Raw genomic sequence first — 17,587 nt, forward strand, 5'->3', positions numbered from 1 at the left:
TCGGCGGTCCGATCGTGATAGACGCCGGTATAGCGCTCGTTGCCTAGGGTCAGGACTCGTTATCACAGCCAGAAGATGACGGTGGCAGCGAGGGCGACGGCAGAGAAGAAGGCGATGGGGCAGCGGTCGTAGCGGGTGGCGACGCGGCGCCAGTCCTTCAGGCGGCCGAACATGATCTCGATGCGGCTGCGGCGCCGATAGCGGCGCTTGTCGTACCGGACCGGCTCGTTACGCGACCTGCGGCCTGGGATGCAGGGCTGGATGCCTTTGGCCTGAAGGGCGTCCCTGAACCAGTCGGCGTCGTAGCCGCGGTCGCCGAGCAGCCACTGCGCCTTCGGCATGTCATCGAGCAGCGCTGCCGCGCCGGTGTAGTCGCTGACCGGGCCCGCGGTCATGAAGAAGCTCAAGGGGCGCCCGTTTGCATCGGCGACGGCATGCAGCTTGGTGTTCATACCGCCTTTGGTGCGGCCGATCAGGCGGCCGAGATCCCCTTTTTAACCCGCAGGCTTGATGCCGTGCGGTGCGCCTTCAGGTAGGTTGCGTCGATCATGACCGTCTGCGGCTCGGCGCCAGCTGCAGCCAGACCTTCCATCATTCGCGTGAACACACCGGCCTCGCCCCAACGTTTCCATCGATTATACAGCGTCTTGTGCGGGCCGTAGTCGCTGGGTGCATCTCGCCAGCGCAGCCCATTGCGGTTTACGAAGACGATGCCGCTCAGCACCCGCCGGTCGTCCACCCTCGGCTTGCCGTGGCTCTTTGGAAAGAATGGCCGCAGCCGCTCGATCTGCTCATCCGTCAGCCAAAACAGGTCCCTCATCCCGGTCTCCTTGCGGAGGCTGAATCAGATCGCGACGCTCACATCAATGGGTCCTGACCCTAGTTCAATCACAGCGCTGCACCAAACGTATCGAATGTTGCCGCCCACCCGTCCGCTCTCGCGTGCGCGATCGCGACCGCATCGCTGCCTGGAGTGGCGAGCGGCGCGACCGGCGTAGTACCGGGTCCCCCCAAGAAATGATTGGCGAACGATGCCGCGACGATCCGGGTCTTTTCACGCGCGCGCTTTCGCACGGCAACGATGTTTGTCGCCATTTCGGCGGATGGCCACACCTGGTCACGCCCCCCGGCGATCAGCAACAGCTTGCCGTGAAACCGCTCTATCTGGATGCGGGCGGCATCAACACGATCGGGGTGGGCGGCGCGTCCCTCCACATGCACCCGGCGCAGATCCATCGGCTCGCCCCTCGCCGCCTTGGCCAGTTCGGCATCCATGCCGGCATATGGCTCGAATGCGAGCGGCCTGCCGTCGAATGCAAAGGAGGCGGTCGCCGGCCCTGATCCGCCCCAGCCCTCCCAGACCAAATCGCTTGGCACCACCGCCACGACCGCCTTGATCCAGGAATAACGGCTCGCCGCGATCAGCGCGAACTCCGCCCCCTTGGACGCACCCCAGAGACCGATGCGGCTCGCGTCCGCGTCCGGCCGCGCCTTCAGCCATTCACGCACCGCCGACAGCCGGTCGACCGGGATGGCGGTGAAGCTGTGCGGCAACCCTTCCATCCGATCGGACGGGTCATAGCCCGGGTCATAGTAGGGAAGACCCAGCGCCGCGTAGCCGCGGGCGGCGAACAGCGGCGCCATCGCGCGCGCGGTCGAGCTGCCTCCTTCCGAGCCGCCCAGCACGATGACGACCGGATGACGGCGGTGGTCCGTGGGCACCGCCCACACGGCGCCGGGGAACGGCGTCGCGGTCGAGAGGCGGATACCGGCGGTGTCGGGCCTGATGCGGACGGTCCCGGTCGCAATCTCGCGGCCGTTTACCCTGACGGTGACGCGGGCATAGCCGATCGCGATGTCTTGCACGGCCCCTGACGGGTTTTTCACTTCCATAGCCGACCAGAAGGCCCCCAGTGGCTCGACGCCGGAGTAGCTGCCCGTGATCGGCGCCTGTCGCGCGGTGTCGACAGTACCGGCCTTGGTCGCGCGGAAGGTTACGGCAGCTTCGAAGCGTCCGTCGCGGTCACGCTGCTGGACCGTCGTCAGCGTGACGGTCGCGGAGGGTGGTAGGCCTGTGACCCTGATCGGGGCGGGTCGTGGTGCCGAAAGATCGGGCGGCACGGTCAGCCTCACCGGTGCCGCGTGAACAGCAGCCGGCAAAAGTATCGGAAGCGCGAACAGGATGAAGCGAGACAGGTGAGCGGGCATGGAACCTCCGGTGGCAACCGAAACTGCCTACCCACGTCGCGGAGGGCATCGACGAAAAAGCCGTAAACGCGCACGATCGCGGCCCAAACGGGCGTGCTGATCGGCGAATGGTCGTATCAGACGACCAACGACCGCAGCACCTGCGCGCCCGAGCGGCTTACGGGAACCTGATCTCCGTTCGACATGTGCGCGAGCATCCGTCCACCACCTGCCGGCTCGGCACGGGCGAGGTGATCGAAGGCGATGATGGTCGAGCGATGGACACGCAGGAAACGCGCGGGGTCGAGCCGCCTCTCAAACTCGGCTAGGCTCATGCGAACCAAATGCCGCCCGGTGAGCGTCACGACCTCGGCATAGTCCTGCGCGCCAGTGATCGAGACGATATCGCGCACACTGATCGGCACCATCTCGTCGCCGGACCGCGTCAAGTAGCGCTCCATCGGTGCAGCCGAGACAATCGTGACGGTAGCGGCCTCGCGTCCGCCGCGAATGGCGTAGGTGGTGGCGGCAACGGTCGCATATAGAACGAGGCCCTGGAACACCTGCCAAGTGAAGGCGGGGCCGGAGAAGCCGGACACTCGCCAACCATGCCCGGCCAGCCCACCGACAAACGCCAGCAGGACCAGCACCAGCGCGTACCACGTGGTGGCGAACACGATTGCCAGCGCGGCATGTGCTGCCGCCTGGACGGGCACCGACCGTGGCATCACCTGTCCCTTCACCATGATGTGGGTCACGGCCGCGAGCAGCGTGAGGGGCAGGACGTTCGCGCCCGCATCGATGAGGGCCTGGCCGGCCCCCTCGCCGGTGGCCTGCGTGAAAACGAGGGCGTAGAGCAGCCAGAGCAGCGTCGAGCCGCCGAGCCAGAGCATGGGCCCACTTGGCGGTCGGATCGACTGAACGGTGGGGATGTCGGAGTTGGTAGCCGGCATCGATATCAAGCCTCTTATATAGGCACAGGTGTTGCCCTTAGCGGCTCACGAGCATCGTCCCGCGTAGGTTCACCATCCCGAACGAGACGGATGCGGCCGGCACGCCGGCCACTCTAGCAAAAAGCGCACGTCGCCAACTCATGCTGATAAGACTTCCACGGCGCGGGTTGAAGCACCGGCTGGTGGGTCTTGGAGCCGGCGGAGAAAATGACTGATGTCTAGATGACGCAGCCGCTGCGTGCTTCGTTACGCTGTTGATCGAGGATCCACGCCTTACAACATCACCGATCAGCTCCCCGCTCACCCACACCTTGTAAAGGGGTTGGACGCGCCCGACATAGGTAAAACCGCGCACACTTTCTGGGCGTCGCGCGGCTGAGAGACCTGGCGCTCCCGCTCGAAGTGGAGGTCGCTATGCGTCGTTTTCCTACAATATTCATATCGCTACCGCCCGCATGCCTCTGTGGCTTTTGCGGAGGGGTGTTCAATTGAACCGCTCCATGAACGTGACGCTCGATCAGCAGGTCGTTCTTTCACAGGCTGAGCGCCATAACGCACCGATCAGCGCGATCGAGACGATCCTGTCCGGTGGCACCCGGGTCGTATTTATGAACATGCCCGATGCCGAACGCATGAGGGAGGTATTATCAAAGTCACTCATCAAGGGTGATATCGTAAGAAGCCGCTGGGTGCGGAATGGCTGACCGACTGCGAGCGGCGTCTGCACACGCTCGCTGGACGCAGACCGACATTACCAATCTACGTGAGCGAGCAGGCTCGGGCGCTCCGCTGACCGAACTTGCAATGCTGCTAGGACGATCAGCTGAAGACGTGCATCACATGATGATGCGACTGCGGATCACAGCGCAGGATGATAGATAGCCCAAGGTTTGGGATTACGTTCGTCTGACTAAATGTCATCTGCCAGCATGAAGGCTGGATGATTGCTCTTATATAGGAGTAGGCGTCATGGACGTTAATTATATACTCGGGCGCGAACAGACATCGCTTTACAACGCCGCGCATGCTCAATCCGCGCCAGCGCGAATAGCACATGAGCAGCTCGCAAGTGCCTATGGTAAGTTGCTTGCGGCAAGCAGCTTTCCTCACCGCACCAATGTCTCATTGTCGTTCCGCGCAGCCCCGAGCGAGAACGAGGATAGATGGGCCGACGATGGTGGCAGCCGATGAAAGGCGACCAAGCAGCCGCATACGCCTTTTACGCCGAACAACAGCGCAAGTTGGCCGACGCGACAATTGACGACGAGAACAGCCGACGAGCGCACCTAGACGCAGCGGCCAAGTGGACAGCCCTGGTCGAACAGCTGAGATCTGCTGGCGAGAGCGGCAATGCGGCAAATTGAGGTTGTTGCACGCGCCCTCGCCGTGGCCGAGAAAGGCGATGCATCAGCATGGCGGCTCTTTTCCGATGAGGCACGGTTGGCCGTAAGTGCTTTGCGCCTGGCTCGTCGACATGATGGAAGAGATACCAGATTAACCTGATCCCGACGTTCATCGAACGACCGCTGTCCAGCTGAAGCAGATAACTTTTTTGTTCCACCATCCTGATCGCGAAGCCTGATCGTGGCTCCTTGATCGGGAACGCGGCTGATCACGCCAGTGTGAGCGAGGCCGCGGTTTCACGGTAGGCGTGCAGCGGGCGACCGAGCAGGGCGATCAAGCGCTGTACATCGCCCGCCTGCGGGATCATGCCGTCGCTGACGTAGCGTTCGGCCATCAGCCGCATCTCGTATCCGAGAATATGGTGATCATGCCGGCGCGCCCCGTGACTATAAAAAGCTCGGCTCGGACCTTTCCAAGCCGCCATTGATTGGATGAATTGTCAATCACTTAGCTAGGCGGTCAGTATGAGTAATTCGAGCGCCATAGGCGAGAGTGCCGCGTTACGCGAAGCGCGAGGTTTGAAAGGCGGCTGGGTCGCGCGGTTTGGCTCTGACTCTAGCGTTGTTGCGCAGATGATGATCACCAGTATGATCGATCAAAACTTGCCGCTTCGCGCCGACGTATATCGCGAGCTTGCAGGATTAGTGGGCAATCAGAACTGATCGTCTTTCGCACATTCCCACGCGAAGAAGATTTATAGCCCTATAGGAGCGGCATTTTGATTAAAGCATGCAGAGGCACGTGACCGAGGGAACGGTCACGCGACTCTGATGCTATTTTCAAGCTCTAATGACTGTCCTGCCTTGTTAAGCGGGGGTGCAGCTCTACATTGTGAGTACCGTGTTTCCTCCTCGAGCACTGCGCGGCTGAGAGACATCGCGCTCCCGCTTCAGGGAGTCCGGTACATGGACATAAAGTCTATCCTCGGTCGCGAGCAGACGTCGCTTAATAACGCCGAGCTGGCAGTTCACGTTAGTGCGCGCGCTTCGCATCGCGGTTTAGCCAAGGCATACGAACGACTTCTCGCAGATAGCGTGTTTCCGCATCGGCAACCCATCTCACAGCACGTGCACTATCAGCACGACGATCATGTTTTGATAGCTGAAGATACGCTGAGCGCAGGCACTACTCTGGCACGCACCGCAATGGCGTTTGAACGAGATGCCAGGAGCCTGGACCGTGCTGAGCAACGCTTAGCTGCGGAATTTGCGGATGGCAGAGTCAGCCCGAAAGCGTTTCAAACACGTAGCCGCTTTCTTAGACAGGAGCAGGACCGAATTAGCTCCACTCTCCGCGACGCAGCGCCACCAGAAACAAGGTCGCACCCGACGGCTGATGCTTCTTTATTAGGGGCTCGCTGATGCTTGAGCTAATCGCACAAGACGGATCAAAGCTGTTCGTAAATCCGCGAGCAATTTGGCACATTCGCAGCAGTGGACTGGACGCAACGGCGATCTATACCACTTCTGGCGCAGCGTTGTTCGTACGCGGTGATGCGGAGAAAGTCGCCCTAGGGGTGAACGCCTGGTTTAAGGCGGGCATTGACCGCGCCTCTTCTCATCCCATCGACTAGCCACGAAGGTTAGATGCTTCGTTCACGAGATACCTAATCGTGAGCCTCTTTCGAAAGGGAACTTCATGCCTCCATCATCGGCTTTTTGCCGCGCCCAAGAAACTGTGCAAATGAAGAGAGCGGACTCAGCCACTCTACCAAACGTCCGAAACCTAGCCTTAGTAAGCGCAGCGGCTTGGGCCAGAGAGAGCGCGCTTGCAGAAAAGCGCGAGCGTCGCCACGGAGCCGGGATGGCTCACGAGGCAGATCTCAGGGCTGGCGAAGCGTTTGCTGATCTCGACGCTGCGATGAGCGAGAATCCTGATCGGGGCACGCTCAGTATCAGGCGGGCTGCTAGTACGGTTAAACGTCGATTGGCTTGATTATGTGCGCCGCCAGGATTTTCACCCAGCCGGTGGTAGGGCGGTGAAGATAGCGGCAATGTTGAGAATGCCTTTGCCGAATACGTTATCGGGACCCGGCGTCCCGGCGTCCGTGGTGTTAGCGAGCAGCAACGTGACAATCTGCGCGCCCGTCAGGTTGGGCCGCGCCTGCGCGACCAGCGCCACTGCACCACTGATCGCAGCGGCGGCCGGCGAGGTGCCGCTGTAGCGGACGAGGCTACCGTTGCGATCGGTCATCACGACGTCCCGCGACAAGGCCGTCAAATACCAGGCGGCCGCCGGACTGCCCCCCGCCCGATTTGCGAGCTGATAGTCGAAGGCTCCGGACGTGTCGTGCCCGCCTGCGATGATCACCCACCCGGGAGCCGCTTCGGCGAAGGAACGCGAGAGGAGCAGCGGCTGACGTGCGTCGCCGTTGTTGTTACCAGCGCTGATCACCGTGACGATGCCAGCGGCCGCGGCACGGCGGACGGCTGCAATGAGGGTCTCGTGCGTGACGTCCGTCGTCGCCGAGATGTTGATGACCCGGACTTTCGCGTCGATGGCAGCATCGATCGCGCGGATGAGCAACTCGGCCGAAGCCGGGCAATCGTCGGCGGAACGACAGGTCGCCGGGTTTGATGCGTTTAAGGACACAAGCGTCGCTTCGGGGGCGACGCCGTGCATGCCGCGACTGTCGCGTGCCGCAAGCGCTACGGACGCCATCAGCGTGCCGTGACCACTGGGATCGGTCAAACCGCGCGTCCCGGCCATGTCGGCGCTGGCAGGATCGATCCGGCTGCTGAACTCGGTCAGACCTGGGGTGATGCCGGTGTCGATGATCGCAATCTTGACGCCGCGGCCGGTCGCGCCCGCACGATAGGCGGCGTCTACCTCCCACCTTCTGGCACTGTACTGCCAAGGGGTGCCTCCACCGACCCGGGGTAAAAGTCGGATGGCGGCTTTGTCGTTTTACCCTGGGTAGGTTGAAGCGCGCCGCTCGCCGGGCCGGCAACGCCCGGGGGCATGGACACTGTCACCACCCCGCCTTTTGATCGGCTGCAAAGGATCGCCGAGGACTTCGCGGCGACCGAACAGAGGATCACCGACAGGCTCGCCATCGTCGTGGAAACCGCCGCCGAGCTTCGGCGTCAGTACCGCGCCGCCGACAAGCGACGTGGCGGGCCGGGCTCGGCCGACGCCCGCAAATATGCGCTCGGCTCCGTCCTCGTCATGGTGGGGCTCGACGGCGTCAGCGACACCGCGCTCCTCGGGCTGATCGCGCAGGCGGCTCGCCGAGGACTATGACAAGGCGGTCGGGCGTTATAACGCCGAGGTGGAAGCAGGCCGCATCGGCGTCGAAGCCTATTCGCACATGGCTGCGCTCGGCGGAAAGGTCGCCCAGGCGGCTGACCAACTGAAGGGCCGCATCGATGCGGCGCTGCGTGCCCTGTGCCGCTCCTCGACGGCTACGCGGCCGCGGCGAGCTGCGCGCTCGCCTGATCGCACGCGGCGAGCATCGCCTTGAGCTCGTCGCGGTTCCAGTTGTCCATGTCGATCTCCGCATGGGTCGATACGATCGTGAGCGAACCCATCGCGACCTTGCCCTCGCGCGCGATGAATTCGAGCAGCCGGCCCAGGCCGATCAGGTTGCCGAGCAGCTTCTCGACGTAGAAGTGGTTGCGATACATCACCGTCATGGACAGCCGGCGGTCCCCTCGCGGCCCCGTCAGCTTCAGGCTGGCGAAGCTCATGCAGTGGCCGCCGCGGGGCGACCCGACCGCGACGAGCGCGTGACGCTGGCTGGGTTCGGGAAGCTCGCCCGGCGCGGCGTCGACCACACCATCCACCGGCATGAAGAACGAGCGCGACAGCATCGTCAGGACGACTACCGGGCAACCGGCCGCGAGCCTCGAGCGGACACCGCCGAGATCGCCATCGCCGGCGACGCCGTCGCGGGCGAAGCGCTCGCCGACCGAGGCCGGCGGCACCCAGGCTGCAGGGTCGGGCGGCATTGCGTCTAGGTAGCGCCATCCCGCCTCGACGGGCTGGCCATCCACCCACAGCGCCTCGAGCATCGCGCCGAGCTCGGCGCCTTGGGCCGGCGAACGACCGGCGCGGCGCTGGGCTTGATAGAAGGCGAACTCGCAGGACAGCGGCTCCCATCCCGCCCGCACGCCCGCGTGCGAATCGCTCGCGGCGAACGCGAGGCACGTCGGCCGGCGACCTTGGTCGCGGATCGGCCCGAACTCTCCCCGCAGATCGACGTCGACCTCGACCGTGACCGTCATGCGGCCTCCAGCCGTCGCCGGCGGTCCGCGCGCGACATCCCGGTCGGCTCGGGGCCGGTCATGTCGTAGTCCAGGATGAAGGTCGCGGCCGGGGGGATCGGCTGCCATGGACGACGCTCGTCCATCGAGAGGCGCCCGCGGTCGGCGGCGTCGACGGCCGCGGTCACGCGGCGGATCACGGGGCCGCCGACGCCGTCCGGATCGACGGAATGGCGATCGTCGGCGACCACGGCGAAGCCGCTGGCCGCCAGCTGGTCGAAGTCCCACACGTAGCCGCCGCCGCTATGCTCGGTGAGCTGCATGACGAAGATGTCGTTATGGCTACCGTCGATGCGCGTGCCCGCGTCCCACTCGGTCAGCAGCCAGACGTCGCCGCGGTAGTCGCCGGGTATGTGGTCGGCGAGGAGCGCGACCTTCTGCGCGCGCGGCTTGCTCGCCAGCAGCACGTTAATCGCGGGCGTGTCGATCAGCCGGTAGCGCGCCAGCGTCCTGCATGTCGCCTCGTAGCTGGCGCCGAGGCGCAGCGACATCTGGTAGGCGATTTCGGGCCGGCGCAGGTCGTCCACCAGCCAGCCCTGGCGGGCGGCGTGGCCGAGGATCAGCCACTTCGGCATCATGAAGGCGACGGCGAAGGCGTCGGCCTCCGTCTCCTGGAAAAGCCCAGTAGGCTCGGGCGAGGTCGGCATCCGGCGCAGGATGCCCTCGTCGTCGAGGCTCGGCTGGTGCTGCATCCGCAGATGGCCCAGTTCATGCGCCGCGGTGAACCGCTGGATGCTCATCTGCCGCTCGGTCGTGACGATGATCCCGGGCACCGGATCGTTCAGATAGGCGCCCAGCAGTCCCTTGAGCGGCCGCAGCATCAGCGGCAGGTCCAGCCCGCTGATCGCGCCGAACACGTCGACACCGCCGCCTTGGCGCTCGACCCGCTCCCTGATGCCGAGGTCGGCATGGGCGCGGGCTGCGGCCAGCGTGCCGGCCCGAACCGCGTAATCGTAGTCGCCAGCCACCGATCAGGCCCCACCGCCCGAGCGGGACCGCAGGTATTCCGCGAACCGGCCGAGCTCCTCGCGGTCCTCGACGGACAGGTCGGCGACGCGGCGCGCGAGGTGGGCGACGTCGATCGGCAGCCCGGCCGACGCCTCGTCCTCACCGGTCAAGTAACCGACCGACTGCCGGTAGAGCTGCGCCAGACGGGTCAGCTCGATCGCCTCAACGCGACGCTGCCCGCTCTCGATGTCGGTCAACGCCGTCCGCCCGATCTTGAGGTAGGCCGCGACCTCCTCCTGCTTCAGGCCCAGATACTTGCGAGCCTCGCGCAGCCGCTCGCCCAGGCGCCGGCGGGCGTTCTCGTCGTCCTCGCGCGTCGGGATGCCGGTCACGGCTTCTTCACCTGGTGCATGCTCCACGCGACCTGGATGCGGGGAACCAGGTGATCGATCGCCGCCTGGACCGAATCGTAGCCGCCGGTCCGGACGATGCTCTCCTTCAGCTCGAAGCCGAGGTGCTTCTCGACGGCGACGAGCGTAGCGACGACCGACAGCGAGTCCATCGGGACCGCGGCCGCCATCATGCCGGGACGGTCGGCCGGCAGGGCGATGCCCCTGACCTGCGCCTCGTCCTTCGCGATCAGCAGCAGCTCGTCGACGAGCGCCTTGGTCACGTCGTTGACGGGGAAGCCCTGCTGGGCCGGTGCCGGTGGTGCGATCGTCGCCATAAAAGCCTCGCGTGATTAGCCTACATCGAACCTCTATAATGTCGGATTATCCGACATTATAGATGGCTCCGCGGATCGTCTTGGAATATGCCCCGGACGGGCCGATCTGGATGCGAGCCGGGAGCGCGGAATGACCTTCGACGAATATCAGACGGGCGGGATGGCGCTCTACGCCGACTTCGCCGAGGCGGTGGCGGACATCATCGATGCCGCGATCGCCGAGCAACGCGACCTTCGCCTGCAGAACATCCAGTGCCGCGCGAAGGAGCCGGCGTCGCTCGAGGCGAAGCTCGCCAAGGCCGGGGCGAAGGCCGACACGCCGATCGGCGACGTCGCCAAGGACGTCGCGGGCTGCCGCGTGATCCTCTACACCAACGGCGACGTCGAGCGGTTCCGGAACAGCGGCATCCTGCGCGACAACTTCGACGTCGATTACGATCGCTCCAAGATGCACTATCCCGAGAGCAAGGAGGAGGGCGCCGAGTTCTTCATTTCGGAGAACTGGGTGGTGACGCTCAGCGAGGCGCGCTGCGCGCTCCCCGAATACCGCCGGTTCACCGGCCTGCGCTGCGAGATCCAGATCCAGACGATCCTCGACCACGCCTGGGCCGAGATGGCGCACGACACCATATACAAGCCGATGACCGACGTCGGGTTCGGCGCCGCAAAGATCGAGGCGATGCGCAAGCGGCTGCGCAAGGTGATGCAGGAACACCTCCAGCCGGCGGGCTACGCCTTCGACAAGATCGCCAGCGACTACGCCCACCTGCGCGACGGCAAGGAGATGTTCGACGGCGACGCCCTCGCGGCGATCCGCGGCTGCGACGACCGCAACAGCCTCGAGGAGACGGTCGAGCGCTACTCGAACTTCGTGCTGCCCCACTTCGACGACTACGTCGCCGCCGCGCCCGACATCATCGACGCGATGTCCGACGCGGCGATGCGCGCGCCCGGGATGCCCGAGGTGCCGCTCAGGTACTTCAACCGCGAGTATCCCGGCACCAGGTCCCACGCGGTCATCGTCAAGATCTGCCGGATCCTGGAAAGCGGTTACCTGCTCTACGCGGCGCCAGAGCGGATGTTCGACGCCGTGATCGCCATGCGCCGCGCCGCCGTCACGGACGATGAGCGCAAGCCGATCGACGATCTCGCCAGGCGGTTCGCCCAGTATGACCTCCATGCCTGGAAGAAGGTCGGGCCAGGAATCCAGCGACTGATCGTCGACAGGTTCGCGGGGATGGAGGATACCTCGCTGCTCGACGCCGCCGCGACCGCCACGATCATGCTGAAGGAGACCCTTTCGAGCACGGTGACCGGCACCAGCTGGAAGGCCGACGCTACGCTACTCCACAACGGATCGGTCGTCGTCACCGACGAGCTGAAGCAGATCCGCCACGACGCGCTGGGACAGCTCGAGCGCCTGCACGCGCTCCTCGCCGACGACGGGGCGAAGGGGAACGTGCGGCACGCCATGCTCGCCGCGGGCAGCACGCCGAACAACGCAGGCTACACCGATCAGCTCGGCGAAGTCATCATGGACGACCTCGCACGTGTGATGGGGTTCTTCGCTGGGGTGATCCCCGGCCTCGGGCTCGAGGCGAGGCGGCATCTCGAGGTCGCCGTTCATCAGCGATACTACGCCTACCACGCGCTGCCGCCCGCCATGGCCGGCAACGCCGCGCTGGCGGCGGCGCAGGGGCGGCTGCTTGAGGCGTTCGCCGCCGTCCGCGCCGCGCTCGACGCCGATCCCGAACTGGCCCGCTACCGGCTGCTCGTCGGCTACGACAGCGTGACCGCGAGCATGTGGGCGAAGCCGGGCTTCGACTACGAGGCGAGCAAGGAAGAGCAATCCGCCGGCATCGAAGCGCTGATCGCGGAAGTCACGGCCGACACGTCGGACGAGTGGCTCGCGCGGCTCGAGCGCTTCGTCGAGACGCGCAGCAGCGATGGGGCGACGTTCATTGGACTCCAGGATTTCATCAAGCGGCTCGCGACGACGCAGCCCGACATCCTGCTGTCGTGGTTGCCCCGCCTCAGCGACCGCCTCGCGGCATGGCTGCCCGGCATGCTCCACGGACTCTGGGAAGCCGGGCGCGGCCCGGACATAGACCGCCTGCTCGAGGGCTGGATCGGCGAGGACCGGCACCTGTCCTCGATCGCCTACTACCTGCAGTTCGCGGAGGCGTTCCGATTAGACCTGCTGGCGACCATCACCGGCAAGGGCCTGGCCGCGGCGGACGACGCGATCCTGCACAACGCCGCCATCGCCGCCGCCCGGCAGTCGGCGAAGCATCCGCAGGGCCTGTTCGACGAGATCTACCTGCCGGCCGTCCGGTCGCTGGCGTCGCGCGGCGTGTTCAGCTGGACCGGCGGCATGTTCAACTGGGACCAGGTCGCGCTGCTCAAGGGACTCTCCGCCGAGCAGGTCGAACCGCTGCTCGCGCTGATGACCGACATGCCGCGGCTCGGGAGCGACGGCGAGGCGATGCTCGCCGTCATCGCGGCAGAGCACGTCCAGGCCGTCATCGACCTGATCGGCCGGCGCTTCCAGCACGACAGCGAGGACGGGGACATCCGCTACGAAGACCTGCCGCACGGCCTCCACTACCTGCGCGCGCCGCTCGCCGCCGCCCCGGGCGAGATCGTGGCGGCGGCGCGGGCGTGGTTCGACGCCAATCCAGCGTTCTCGCAGTTCCACGGCGGCCGGCTCATCGCCGAGCTCTTCCCCAACCTGGAACATCCGCTCTATCCGCTGCTCTACGCCCAGCTCGAACAGGGACGCGAGGGCATCGACTTCGTGCTCTCGGTGCTGAGGGCCTACGAGGGCGAGAAGTTCCTGCATCCGCTGTTGCGCGCGATCGTCGGGTTCCTGCCTGCGGACGACGAGCTGCTGAACACCGTCGACATCGTCATCGAGTCGAGCGGCGTGCTCGTCGGCGAATACGGCTCCGTCGAGGCGCAGGAGGCGCGTAAGGCGCTCGTCGCCGAGTGGGATGGCGACGAGAACCAGGCCGTGCGCGACTTCGCCGCGCGCTTCATCAGGTCGGCGGACAACCAGCTGGCGATGGAGCGGCGCCGGGCCGACCGGACCGTCGCTCTGCGCGACATCGAGTTCAGCGCTTCCTAGCGAGCAAATCGCTGACGCAATTCAGACAAGCGAAGTCAAATGCCGCCATGGGCCATACTGTCCAAGGATGGGGCGTATGACAGCTTTTCGTGCTAGCGCCGACCGCTAGGAATGGCCGGAATTGAGGCGCGTAGCTGCCGTCGCGAGCTTTATGAACAAGCGTCCGCTTACATTGTCTGCGCGCCCCACAGCGGACCGGCGGCTCTCCACCAGAAAGGCTGTTATCAGCCTGGCCCGACTTCGTGAGTGCCAATTCAAACGAGCCGAACGGAAATTTCCCAACGATTTGAGTGCCCATCTTCGGACTTTGTGGGGCACCACTCCTCAAAAGTTATCGGAAGACCAATCGCTTAGGCCACAGTCTCGCCCTGACTGTAACCCACGAGTGTCGCCCAAGACCTTTCTCGATCCTGGGCTAAGTCACTCTGGTTGCGAAAAAAGTGGTGAGGCAAGCTGTAGCCCAGAGGTGTCGTTCAACGGATTGCCGTGCGGCTTGTGGCGTCGAGGCGCGGTCTGTCAATATCGAACGCGGGTTCCGGCTGACCTGATCGCCAGCTTCGGCAAGCCCCGGAAAAATCGATCGCTGAAGACAACCTCTCTCGCTACGGCCAGACGATCGGTCAGGCCGACTGCTTACGAAATCGAGAGGCAGTTTGAGATTCTTCGGCAAGTAGGTGGCGTGGCTGCGGACCAGGAATGGATCGTCGTTGCGAAATCATCGATAACGTCCAGCCCGGTATACCGAACTTCACCTCCGTCGTGCAGCTTGACGTTCGCTGAGGTTTGCGAGCGTTATCTCACCGATCCGACGATCAGCCGAACAGCATGGTCCTGAGCGCACCGCGGATCGACGAGATCCGCGGCATCACCTCGACCACCTGCATCCTTGATGCCCTGGTCGACGTCGATCGCTAGCGCCTCGCGCGCGAACGCATCGACCACGATCAGTGCCCGCAATGGCCGGCTGCCGAACAGAGCGTCCGAGTCGAAGTCCGTTGACCACATCGCGTTGGCCGCCAGACCCGCAGGTTGCTGGTCGCGGCTGGCAGCACTGACGTTGCGGCGCGGCTTCTTGAGCCGAAGGCTCAGTCCATCATCCCGGTAGAGCCGGTGGACCCGCCTGCGGTTCACGAACCATCCTTCCCTGCGCAGCAGGATGTACATCCTGAAATAGCCGTACCGCGTCCGTGTCACCGCCAGATCACGGATGCGCAGCATCAACGGCGCCTGGTCCGGGCGATGCGACACGTACCGTACCGACGAACGGTCAACGCCCAGCGCCGAGCAACTGCGTCGCTCGCTGACACCGTGGGACGCCTGAAAGTGCGTGGCACGCTCGCGAGGTCGTCCAGGCGTCAGGGCTTTTTGCCAGGACGCCCTGCAGAATATGCTTGTCCAGGCTCGCGTCCGCGACCAGCTGCTTTAGCTTGCGGTTTTCCTCCTCAAGCAGCTTCGGGCGCCGCAGCTCGCCAACGCCCAGCCCACCATACACCTTCTTTTAGGGGCAGAACGTCTGCTCCGAGATCGCCCTGCGATGGATCACCTTCGCCACCGCCATGCCGGTCTCCGCCTGCTTCAGCGCGAACGCAATTTGCTCCTCGGTGAAGCTCAACTTCTTCATGTCCCTGCTTCTTGCCCGCGGGCGTCAAACGGCCGGAACAATCTCACTTAACTTGGATGAGAAAACAGGGAGGGTGTCAAAAAGCACCCGCACGCGCAGGAACCAGTCCCCACCCCCACCCATCAAAAATGCGCCAGATACCCGCCGTCCACCGCCAGCACCTGCCCCGTCACGTATGACGCCGCGGGCCCCGCCAGGAACAGCACGGCGGCGGCGACTTCGTCGGCCCGGCCCCAACGGCCAAGCGACGTGCGGCGCGACAGATGCTCGGTGACGGCGGGATCATCCAGCATCGCCGCGTTCGCCTCGGTCGCGATGAAGCCGGGGGCGACCGCGTTGACGGTGACGCCGCCTGACCCGAACTCGGCGGCGAGCGCGCGGGTCATCGCGTCGAGCCCGCCCTTGCTCATCGTGTAGGCCGCGTCACCCCCGCGCGCGATCTGCCCCGCGATCGAGGATATGTTGACGATGCGCCCGCCCGGCCGCATCCGCGCACCGATCCGCCGCGCCAGATCGAACGCGGCGACGAGGTTGACCTCGAGCAGCTGTCGCACCGCCGCGCGGTCGAGTTCGTGCGCGGCGCGGCGATCGCGCGTGCCGGCATTGTTGACCAGAATGTCGATCCGCGGATGCATGGCGAGCAGTCCCGCCACCGTGTCCTCGTCGCTCAGATCGACCCGGCAGATCGTCGACGCACCCCCTGCCGCCGCGATGGCATGGTGCAGGTCGCGCAGTCGCGCAGCGTCGCGCCCCTGGATCAGCACGTGCGCACCCGCACGCGCGAGTTCCGCCGCGATCGCAGCGCCGATGCCCCCGCTCGCGCCCGAGACGAGCGCGATCCGGCCGTCCAACATCGTCATCGCCGTCCCCCTTCGCGTCCGATCTCGCGGGGATACCGATGTGTGTCGCCAATCCGAAGCGATATCGGGTGCCGCGTTCAGGGAACCGAGATCGGGCCCGCGGTGCGCGCCGGGAACTGCGCCATGGCCGCGTCGGCGAGCGTCTGCCCGACTAGTGCCGCGCCGCCCTGCGGCGTACCGGACACACGCGCGGTGACCGCGCTTCCCGACCAGACGACGCGCGCGACACGCCGCTCCGACAACGTGATCGTCAATTCGGTCACGACGAGATCGTTGAGGCGATTGCCGCCCGCGGGAAGCCCGATGCTGACCCCGCCGTTCAGGCTGACCGCGGGCGGGCCACCGCGCGCACGCCCAGCGGAAACCGCGCCGCGCGCCTGCCGGTCGACCGTCACGTCGGCGATGTAGCGGCCGTGCCCGGGATCGCCCAGCAGCGTGAAACCGCGCGCGGCGAGCGCGCGCTCGACCGCGTCGCGGAACACGACCCGCGCCGGCTCGGTCAGCGCTTCGCCCGTGATGGCGCCGATCGTCACCGTGCCGGCGGTCGGGATCGCGGGTGCCGCGACCGGGCCGGTGACGGGCCGCGTGACCGGCGCCTGCGCCGCGGGTGCGCCCTGAACCAGCGCGAGAAGAAACGCCGCAGCGGCAGGCACGAGCATCATCATTCGCTCTTTTCGCAAGCGGCGGCGGAAGGGCGGCCGGGAAGGATCAAAGGTCCAGCGGCCGGCGGGTTCCGATACGAATCGAAATCGATGCACATAATACCAAACGCGGGGCGCGGCGCGCGGGCACCCGCTCACCCGCCGCCGGGCACGTAGAGCCATTCCTCGTCGATTCGCGCGATCGCGGCGCGCATCCGCTCGACCGAGCCGAATTGGAACCCGAGCTGGGTCGTGTAGGCCGCACACATCGCCGTGCGCGCCGCGCGGTCATCGTCGGTCAGCACGTGGCGCTCGTGCACCGGTTCGCGCGGGCGCTCGGCCGCGCGCGTCAGATAGGGCCAATCCTCCCACAACAGCACCGGCGCGCCGATCGCGGCGAGCGCGTCGCGCACCAGCCAATGGTCGACGTGATCGCCGACCGCGAGCGGCCCGAGCAGCAGGTCGGGGGCGAGCAGGTCGATCTGCTCTGCGAGAGCGGCGGTCAGCGGCGCGAGCATTCCGTCGTCGTCGCGTCGCTCGGCGAACAGCTCGGGTGCGCTGGCGTAGCAGCGGTGCGGCGCCTCGAGCAGCGGCAGGTGCACTGCCTCCGCGCCGATCACCGCGCACGCCGCCCGATCCTCGGCGCGGCGCAGCGCCATATAGTCGACGTGCGCGTCCAGTCCCTTGTCTAGCTGACAGGCGAGCGCGAACCCGGTCGGGTGCGCGACATTGCCCGTGAAGCAGGTGACGACCGTGACGCGATCCCCTGCGCGCGCACGCGCGGCGAGCAGCCCGCCGACCGAGAAGGCTGCATCGTCCAGATGCGGCGAGATCGCGACGACATGTGTCATGCA

18 protein-coding genes and 1 pseudogene are annotated in these 17,587 nt (G+C 65.6%); 6 read left to right on the plus strand and 13 right to left on the minus strand.

Annotated features, from left to right (window positions below; all coding sequences use genetic code 11):
* Positions 1 to 62 precede the first annotated feature (62 nt).
* From KZ810_RS14055 to KZ810_RS14065, 3 genes are all read right to left on the minus strand, one after another.
* Positions 63 to 820 (minus strand): IS5 family transposase gene (locus KZ810_RS14055; protein WP_219769735.1). Its coding sequence is split into 2 segments (ribosomal slippage): positions 63 to 487 and positions 487 to 820, totalling 759 coding nucleotides; the frame shifts between segments, so codons are not numbered across the junction.
* Between the two features lie 68 nt (positions 821 to 888).
* Positions 889 to 2,208, minus strand: a complete 1,320-nt coding sequence (locus KZ810_RS14060) for an acyl-CoA thioesterase/BAAT N-terminal domain-containing protein (protein ID WP_219769736.1) — start codon at positions 2,206 to 2,208, stop codon at positions 889 to 891.
* A 116-nt stretch (positions 2,209 to 2,324) separates the two neighbouring features.
* A complete protein-coding gene (locus KZ810_RS14065; RefSeq protein ID WP_219769737.1) occupies positions 2,325 to 3,080 on the minus strand; it encodes a LytTR family DNA-binding domain-containing protein in 756 nt (251 codons plus the stop codon).
* Between the two features lie 560 nt (positions 3,081 to 3,640).
* On the opposite strand from KZ810_RS14065, the gene KZ810_RS14070 reads away from it, so the two are divergent.
* Both KZ810_RS14070 and KZ810_RS14075 read left to right on the plus strand, forming a co-directional pair.
* Positions 3,641 to 3,844, plus strand: a complete 204-nt coding sequence (locus KZ810_RS14070) for a hypothetical protein (RefSeq protein WP_219769738.1) — start codon at positions 3,641 to 3,643, stop codon at positions 3,842 to 3,844.
* Between the two features lie 483 nt (positions 3,845 to 4,327).
* Entirely contained in the window at positions 4,328 to 4,504 is a 177-nt protein-coding gene (locus KZ810_RS14075) for a hypothetical protein (RefSeq protein WP_219769739.1), read from the plus strand.
* A 248-nt stretch (positions 4,505 to 4,752) separates the two neighbouring features.
* On the opposite strand, the gene KZ810_RS14080 is transcribed toward KZ810_RS14075, so the two are convergent.
* Entirely contained in the window at positions 4,753 to 4,878 is a 126-nt protein-coding gene (locus KZ810_RS14080) for a hypothetical protein (protein ID WP_258044914.1), read from the minus strand.
* 130 nt (positions 4,879 to 5,008) lie between these two features.
* Between KZ810_RS14080 and KZ810_RS14085 the strand changes: the two genes are divergently transcribed.
* Entirely contained in the window at positions 5,009 to 5,206 is a 198-nt protein-coding gene (locus KZ810_RS14085) for a hypothetical protein (RefSeq protein WP_219769740.1), read from the plus strand.
* A 1,294-nt stretch (positions 5,207 to 6,500) separates the two neighbouring features.
* Here the strand turns inward: KZ810_RS14085 and KZ810_RS14090 are convergent.
* Positions 6,501 to 7,436 (minus strand): S8 family serine peptidase, encoded by a 936-nt coding sequence (locus KZ810_RS14090; RefSeq protein WP_219769786.1) that lies wholly within the window; start codon positions 7,434 to 7,436, stop codon positions 6,501 to 6,503.
* Positions 7,437 to 7,505: 69 nt separating this feature from the next.
* Here KZ810_RS14090 and KZ810_RS14095 point away from each other — a divergent pair, with 69 nt between their 5' ends.
* Positions 7,506 to 7,787, plus strand: a complete 282-nt coding sequence (locus KZ810_RS14095) for a hypothetical protein (protein ID WP_219769741.1) — start codon at positions 7,506 to 7,508, stop codon at positions 7,785 to 7,787.
* A gap of 161 nt (positions 7,788 to 7,948) precedes the next feature.
* Here the strand turns inward: KZ810_RS14095 and KZ810_RS14100 are convergent, their stop codons facing one another.
* The 4 genes from KZ810_RS14100 to KZ810_RS14115 are packed head-to-tail and all read right to left on the minus strand — an operon-like array spanning position 7,949 to position 10,484.
* Positions 7,949 to 8,770: a hypothetical protein gene (locus tag KZ810_RS14100; RefSeq protein WP_219769742.1), complete on the minus strand. Its 822-nt coding sequence runs from the start codon at positions 8,768 to 8,770 to the stop codon at positions 7,949 to 7,951.
* Positions 8,767 to 9,777, minus strand: coding sequence for an ImmA/IrrE family metallo-endopeptidase (locus tag KZ810_RS14105; protein WP_219769743.1), 1,011 nt, complete (start codon positions 9,775 to 9,777; stop codon positions 8,767 to 8,769). The genes KZ810_RS14100 and KZ810_RS14105 overlap by 4 nt, the downstream gene beginning before the upstream one ends.
* 3 nt (positions 9,778 to 9,780) lie before the next feature.
* Positions 9,781 to 10,149: a helix-turn-helix domain-containing protein gene (locus tag KZ810_RS14110; RefSeq protein ID WP_219769744.1), complete on the minus strand. Its 369-nt coding sequence runs from the start codon at positions 10,147 to 10,149 to the stop codon at positions 9,781 to 9,783.
* Positions 10,146 to 10,484: a hypothetical protein gene (locus KZ810_RS14115; RefSeq protein ID WP_219769745.1), complete on the minus strand. Its 339-nt coding sequence runs from the start codon at positions 10,482 to 10,484 to the stop codon at positions 10,146 to 10,148. The genes KZ810_RS14110 and KZ810_RS14115 overlap by 4 nt, the downstream gene beginning before the upstream one ends.
* 130 nt (positions 10,485 to 10,614) lie before the next feature.
* Here KZ810_RS14115 and KZ810_RS14120 point away from each other — a divergent pair, with 130 nt between their 5' ends.
* On the plus strand, positions 10,615 to 13,611 hold the full coding sequence (locus KZ810_RS14120) for a RelA/SpoT domain-containing protein (RefSeq protein ID WP_219769746.1): 2,997 nt from the start codon (positions 10,615 to 10,617) through the stop codon (positions 13,609 to 13,611).
* A gap of 151 nt (positions 13,612 to 13,762) precedes the next feature.
* Positions 13,763 to 14,446: a DUF6538 domain-containing protein gene (locus tag KZ810_RS17450; RefSeq protein WP_373369168.1), complete on the plus strand. Its 684-nt coding sequence runs from the start codon at positions 13,763 to 13,765 to the stop codon at positions 14,444 to 14,446.
* Position 14,447: 1 nt separating this feature from the next.
* Here the strand turns inward: KZ810_RS17450 and KZ810_RS14125 are convergent.
* The 4 genes and pseudogenes from KZ810_RS14125 to KZ810_RS14140 all read right to left on the minus strand — a co-directional run.
* Positions 14,448 to 15,232: pseudogene (locus tag KZ810_RS14125) on the minus strand (IS3 family transposase); the annotation flags it as partial.
* Between the two features lie 122 nt (positions 15,233 to 15,354).
* Entirely contained in the window at positions 15,355 to 16,086 is a 732-nt protein-coding gene (locus KZ810_RS14130) for an SDR family oxidoreductase (RefSeq protein WP_219769787.1), read from the minus strand.
* An 83-nt stretch (positions 16,087 to 16,169) separates the two neighbouring features.
* A complete protein-coding gene (locus tag KZ810_RS14135) occupies positions 16,170 to 16,754 on the minus strand; it encodes a DUF4136 domain-containing protein (RefSeq protein ID WP_219769747.1) in 585 nt (194 codons plus the stop codon).
* Between the two features lie 134 nt (positions 16,755 to 16,888).
* Complete coding sequence (locus KZ810_RS14140) at positions 16,889 to 17,584, minus strand: PIG-L deacetylase family protein (protein ID WP_219769748.1); 696 nt, start codon at positions 17,582 to 17,584, stop codon at positions 16,889 to 16,891.
* Positions 17,585 to 17,587: the final 3 nt, after the last annotated feature.

This window comes from Sphingomonas citricola, assembly GCF_019429535.1.
GTDB lineage: Bacteria > Pseudomonadota > Alphaproteobacteria > Sphingomonadales > Sphingomonadaceae > Sphingomonas > Sphingomonas citricola.

What these genes read in the sequence shown, in the direction of transcription:
- KZ810_RS14065 (WP_219769737.1), bottom strand. Translation starts at nt 3,080, where the DNA reads ATGCTCTGGCTCGGCGGCTCGACGCTGCTCTGGCTGCTCTACGCCCTC.
- KZ810_RS14080 (WP_258044914.1), bottom strand. Translation starts at nt 4,878, where the DNA reads ATGGCCGAACGCTACGTCAGCGACGGCATGATCCCGCAGGCGGGCGAT.
- KZ810_RS17450 (WP_373369168.1), top strand. Translation starts at nt 13,763, where the DNA reads ATGAACAAGCGTCCGCTTACATTGTCTGCGCGCCCCACAGCGGACCGG.
- KZ810_RS14070 (WP_219769738.1), top strand. Translation starts at nt 3,641, where the DNA reads ATGAACGTGACGCTCGATCAGCAGGTCGTTCTTTCACAGGCTGAGCGC.
- KZ810_RS14085 (WP_219769740.1), top strand. Translation starts at nt 5,009, where the DNA reads ATGAGTAATTCGAGCGCCATAGGCGAGAGTGCCGCGTTACGCGAAGCG.
- KZ810_RS14135 (WP_219769747.1), bottom strand. Translation starts at nt 16,754, where the DNA reads ATGATGCTCGTGCCTGCCGCTGCGGCGTTTCTTCTCGCGCTGGTTCAG.
- KZ810_RS14120 (WP_219769746.1), top strand. Translation starts at nt 10,615, where the DNA reads ATGACCTTCGACGAATATCAGACGGGCGGGATGGCGCTCTACGCCGAC.
- KZ810_RS14115 (WP_219769745.1), bottom strand. Translation starts at nt 10,484, where the DNA reads ATGGCGACGATCGCACCACCGGCACCGGCCCAGCAGGGCTTCCCCGTC.
- KZ810_RS14130 (WP_219769787.1), bottom strand. Translation starts at nt 16,086, where the DNA reads ATGTTGGACGGCCGGATCGCGCTCGTCTCGGGCGCGAGCGGGGGCATC.
- KZ810_RS14095 (WP_219769741.1), top strand. Translation starts at nt 7,506, where the DNA reads ATGGACACTGTCACCACCCCGCCTTTTGATCGGCTGCAAAGGATCGCC.
- KZ810_RS14060 (WP_219769736.1), bottom strand. Translation starts at nt 2,208, where the DNA reads ATGCCCGCTCACCTGTCTCGCTTCATCCTGTTCGCGCTTCCGATACTT.
- KZ810_RS14100 (WP_219769742.1), bottom strand. Translation starts at nt 8,770, where the DNA reads ATGACGGTCACGGTCGAGGTCGACGTCGATCTGCGGGGAGAGTTCGGG.
- KZ810_RS14140 (WP_219769748.1), bottom strand. Translation starts at nt 17,584, where the DNA reads ATGACACATGTCGTCGCGATCTCGCCGCATCTGGACGATGCAGCCTTC.
- KZ810_RS14075 (WP_219769739.1), top strand. Translation starts at nt 4,328, where the DNA reads ATGAAAGGCGACCAAGCAGCCGCATACGCCTTTTACGCCGAACAACAG.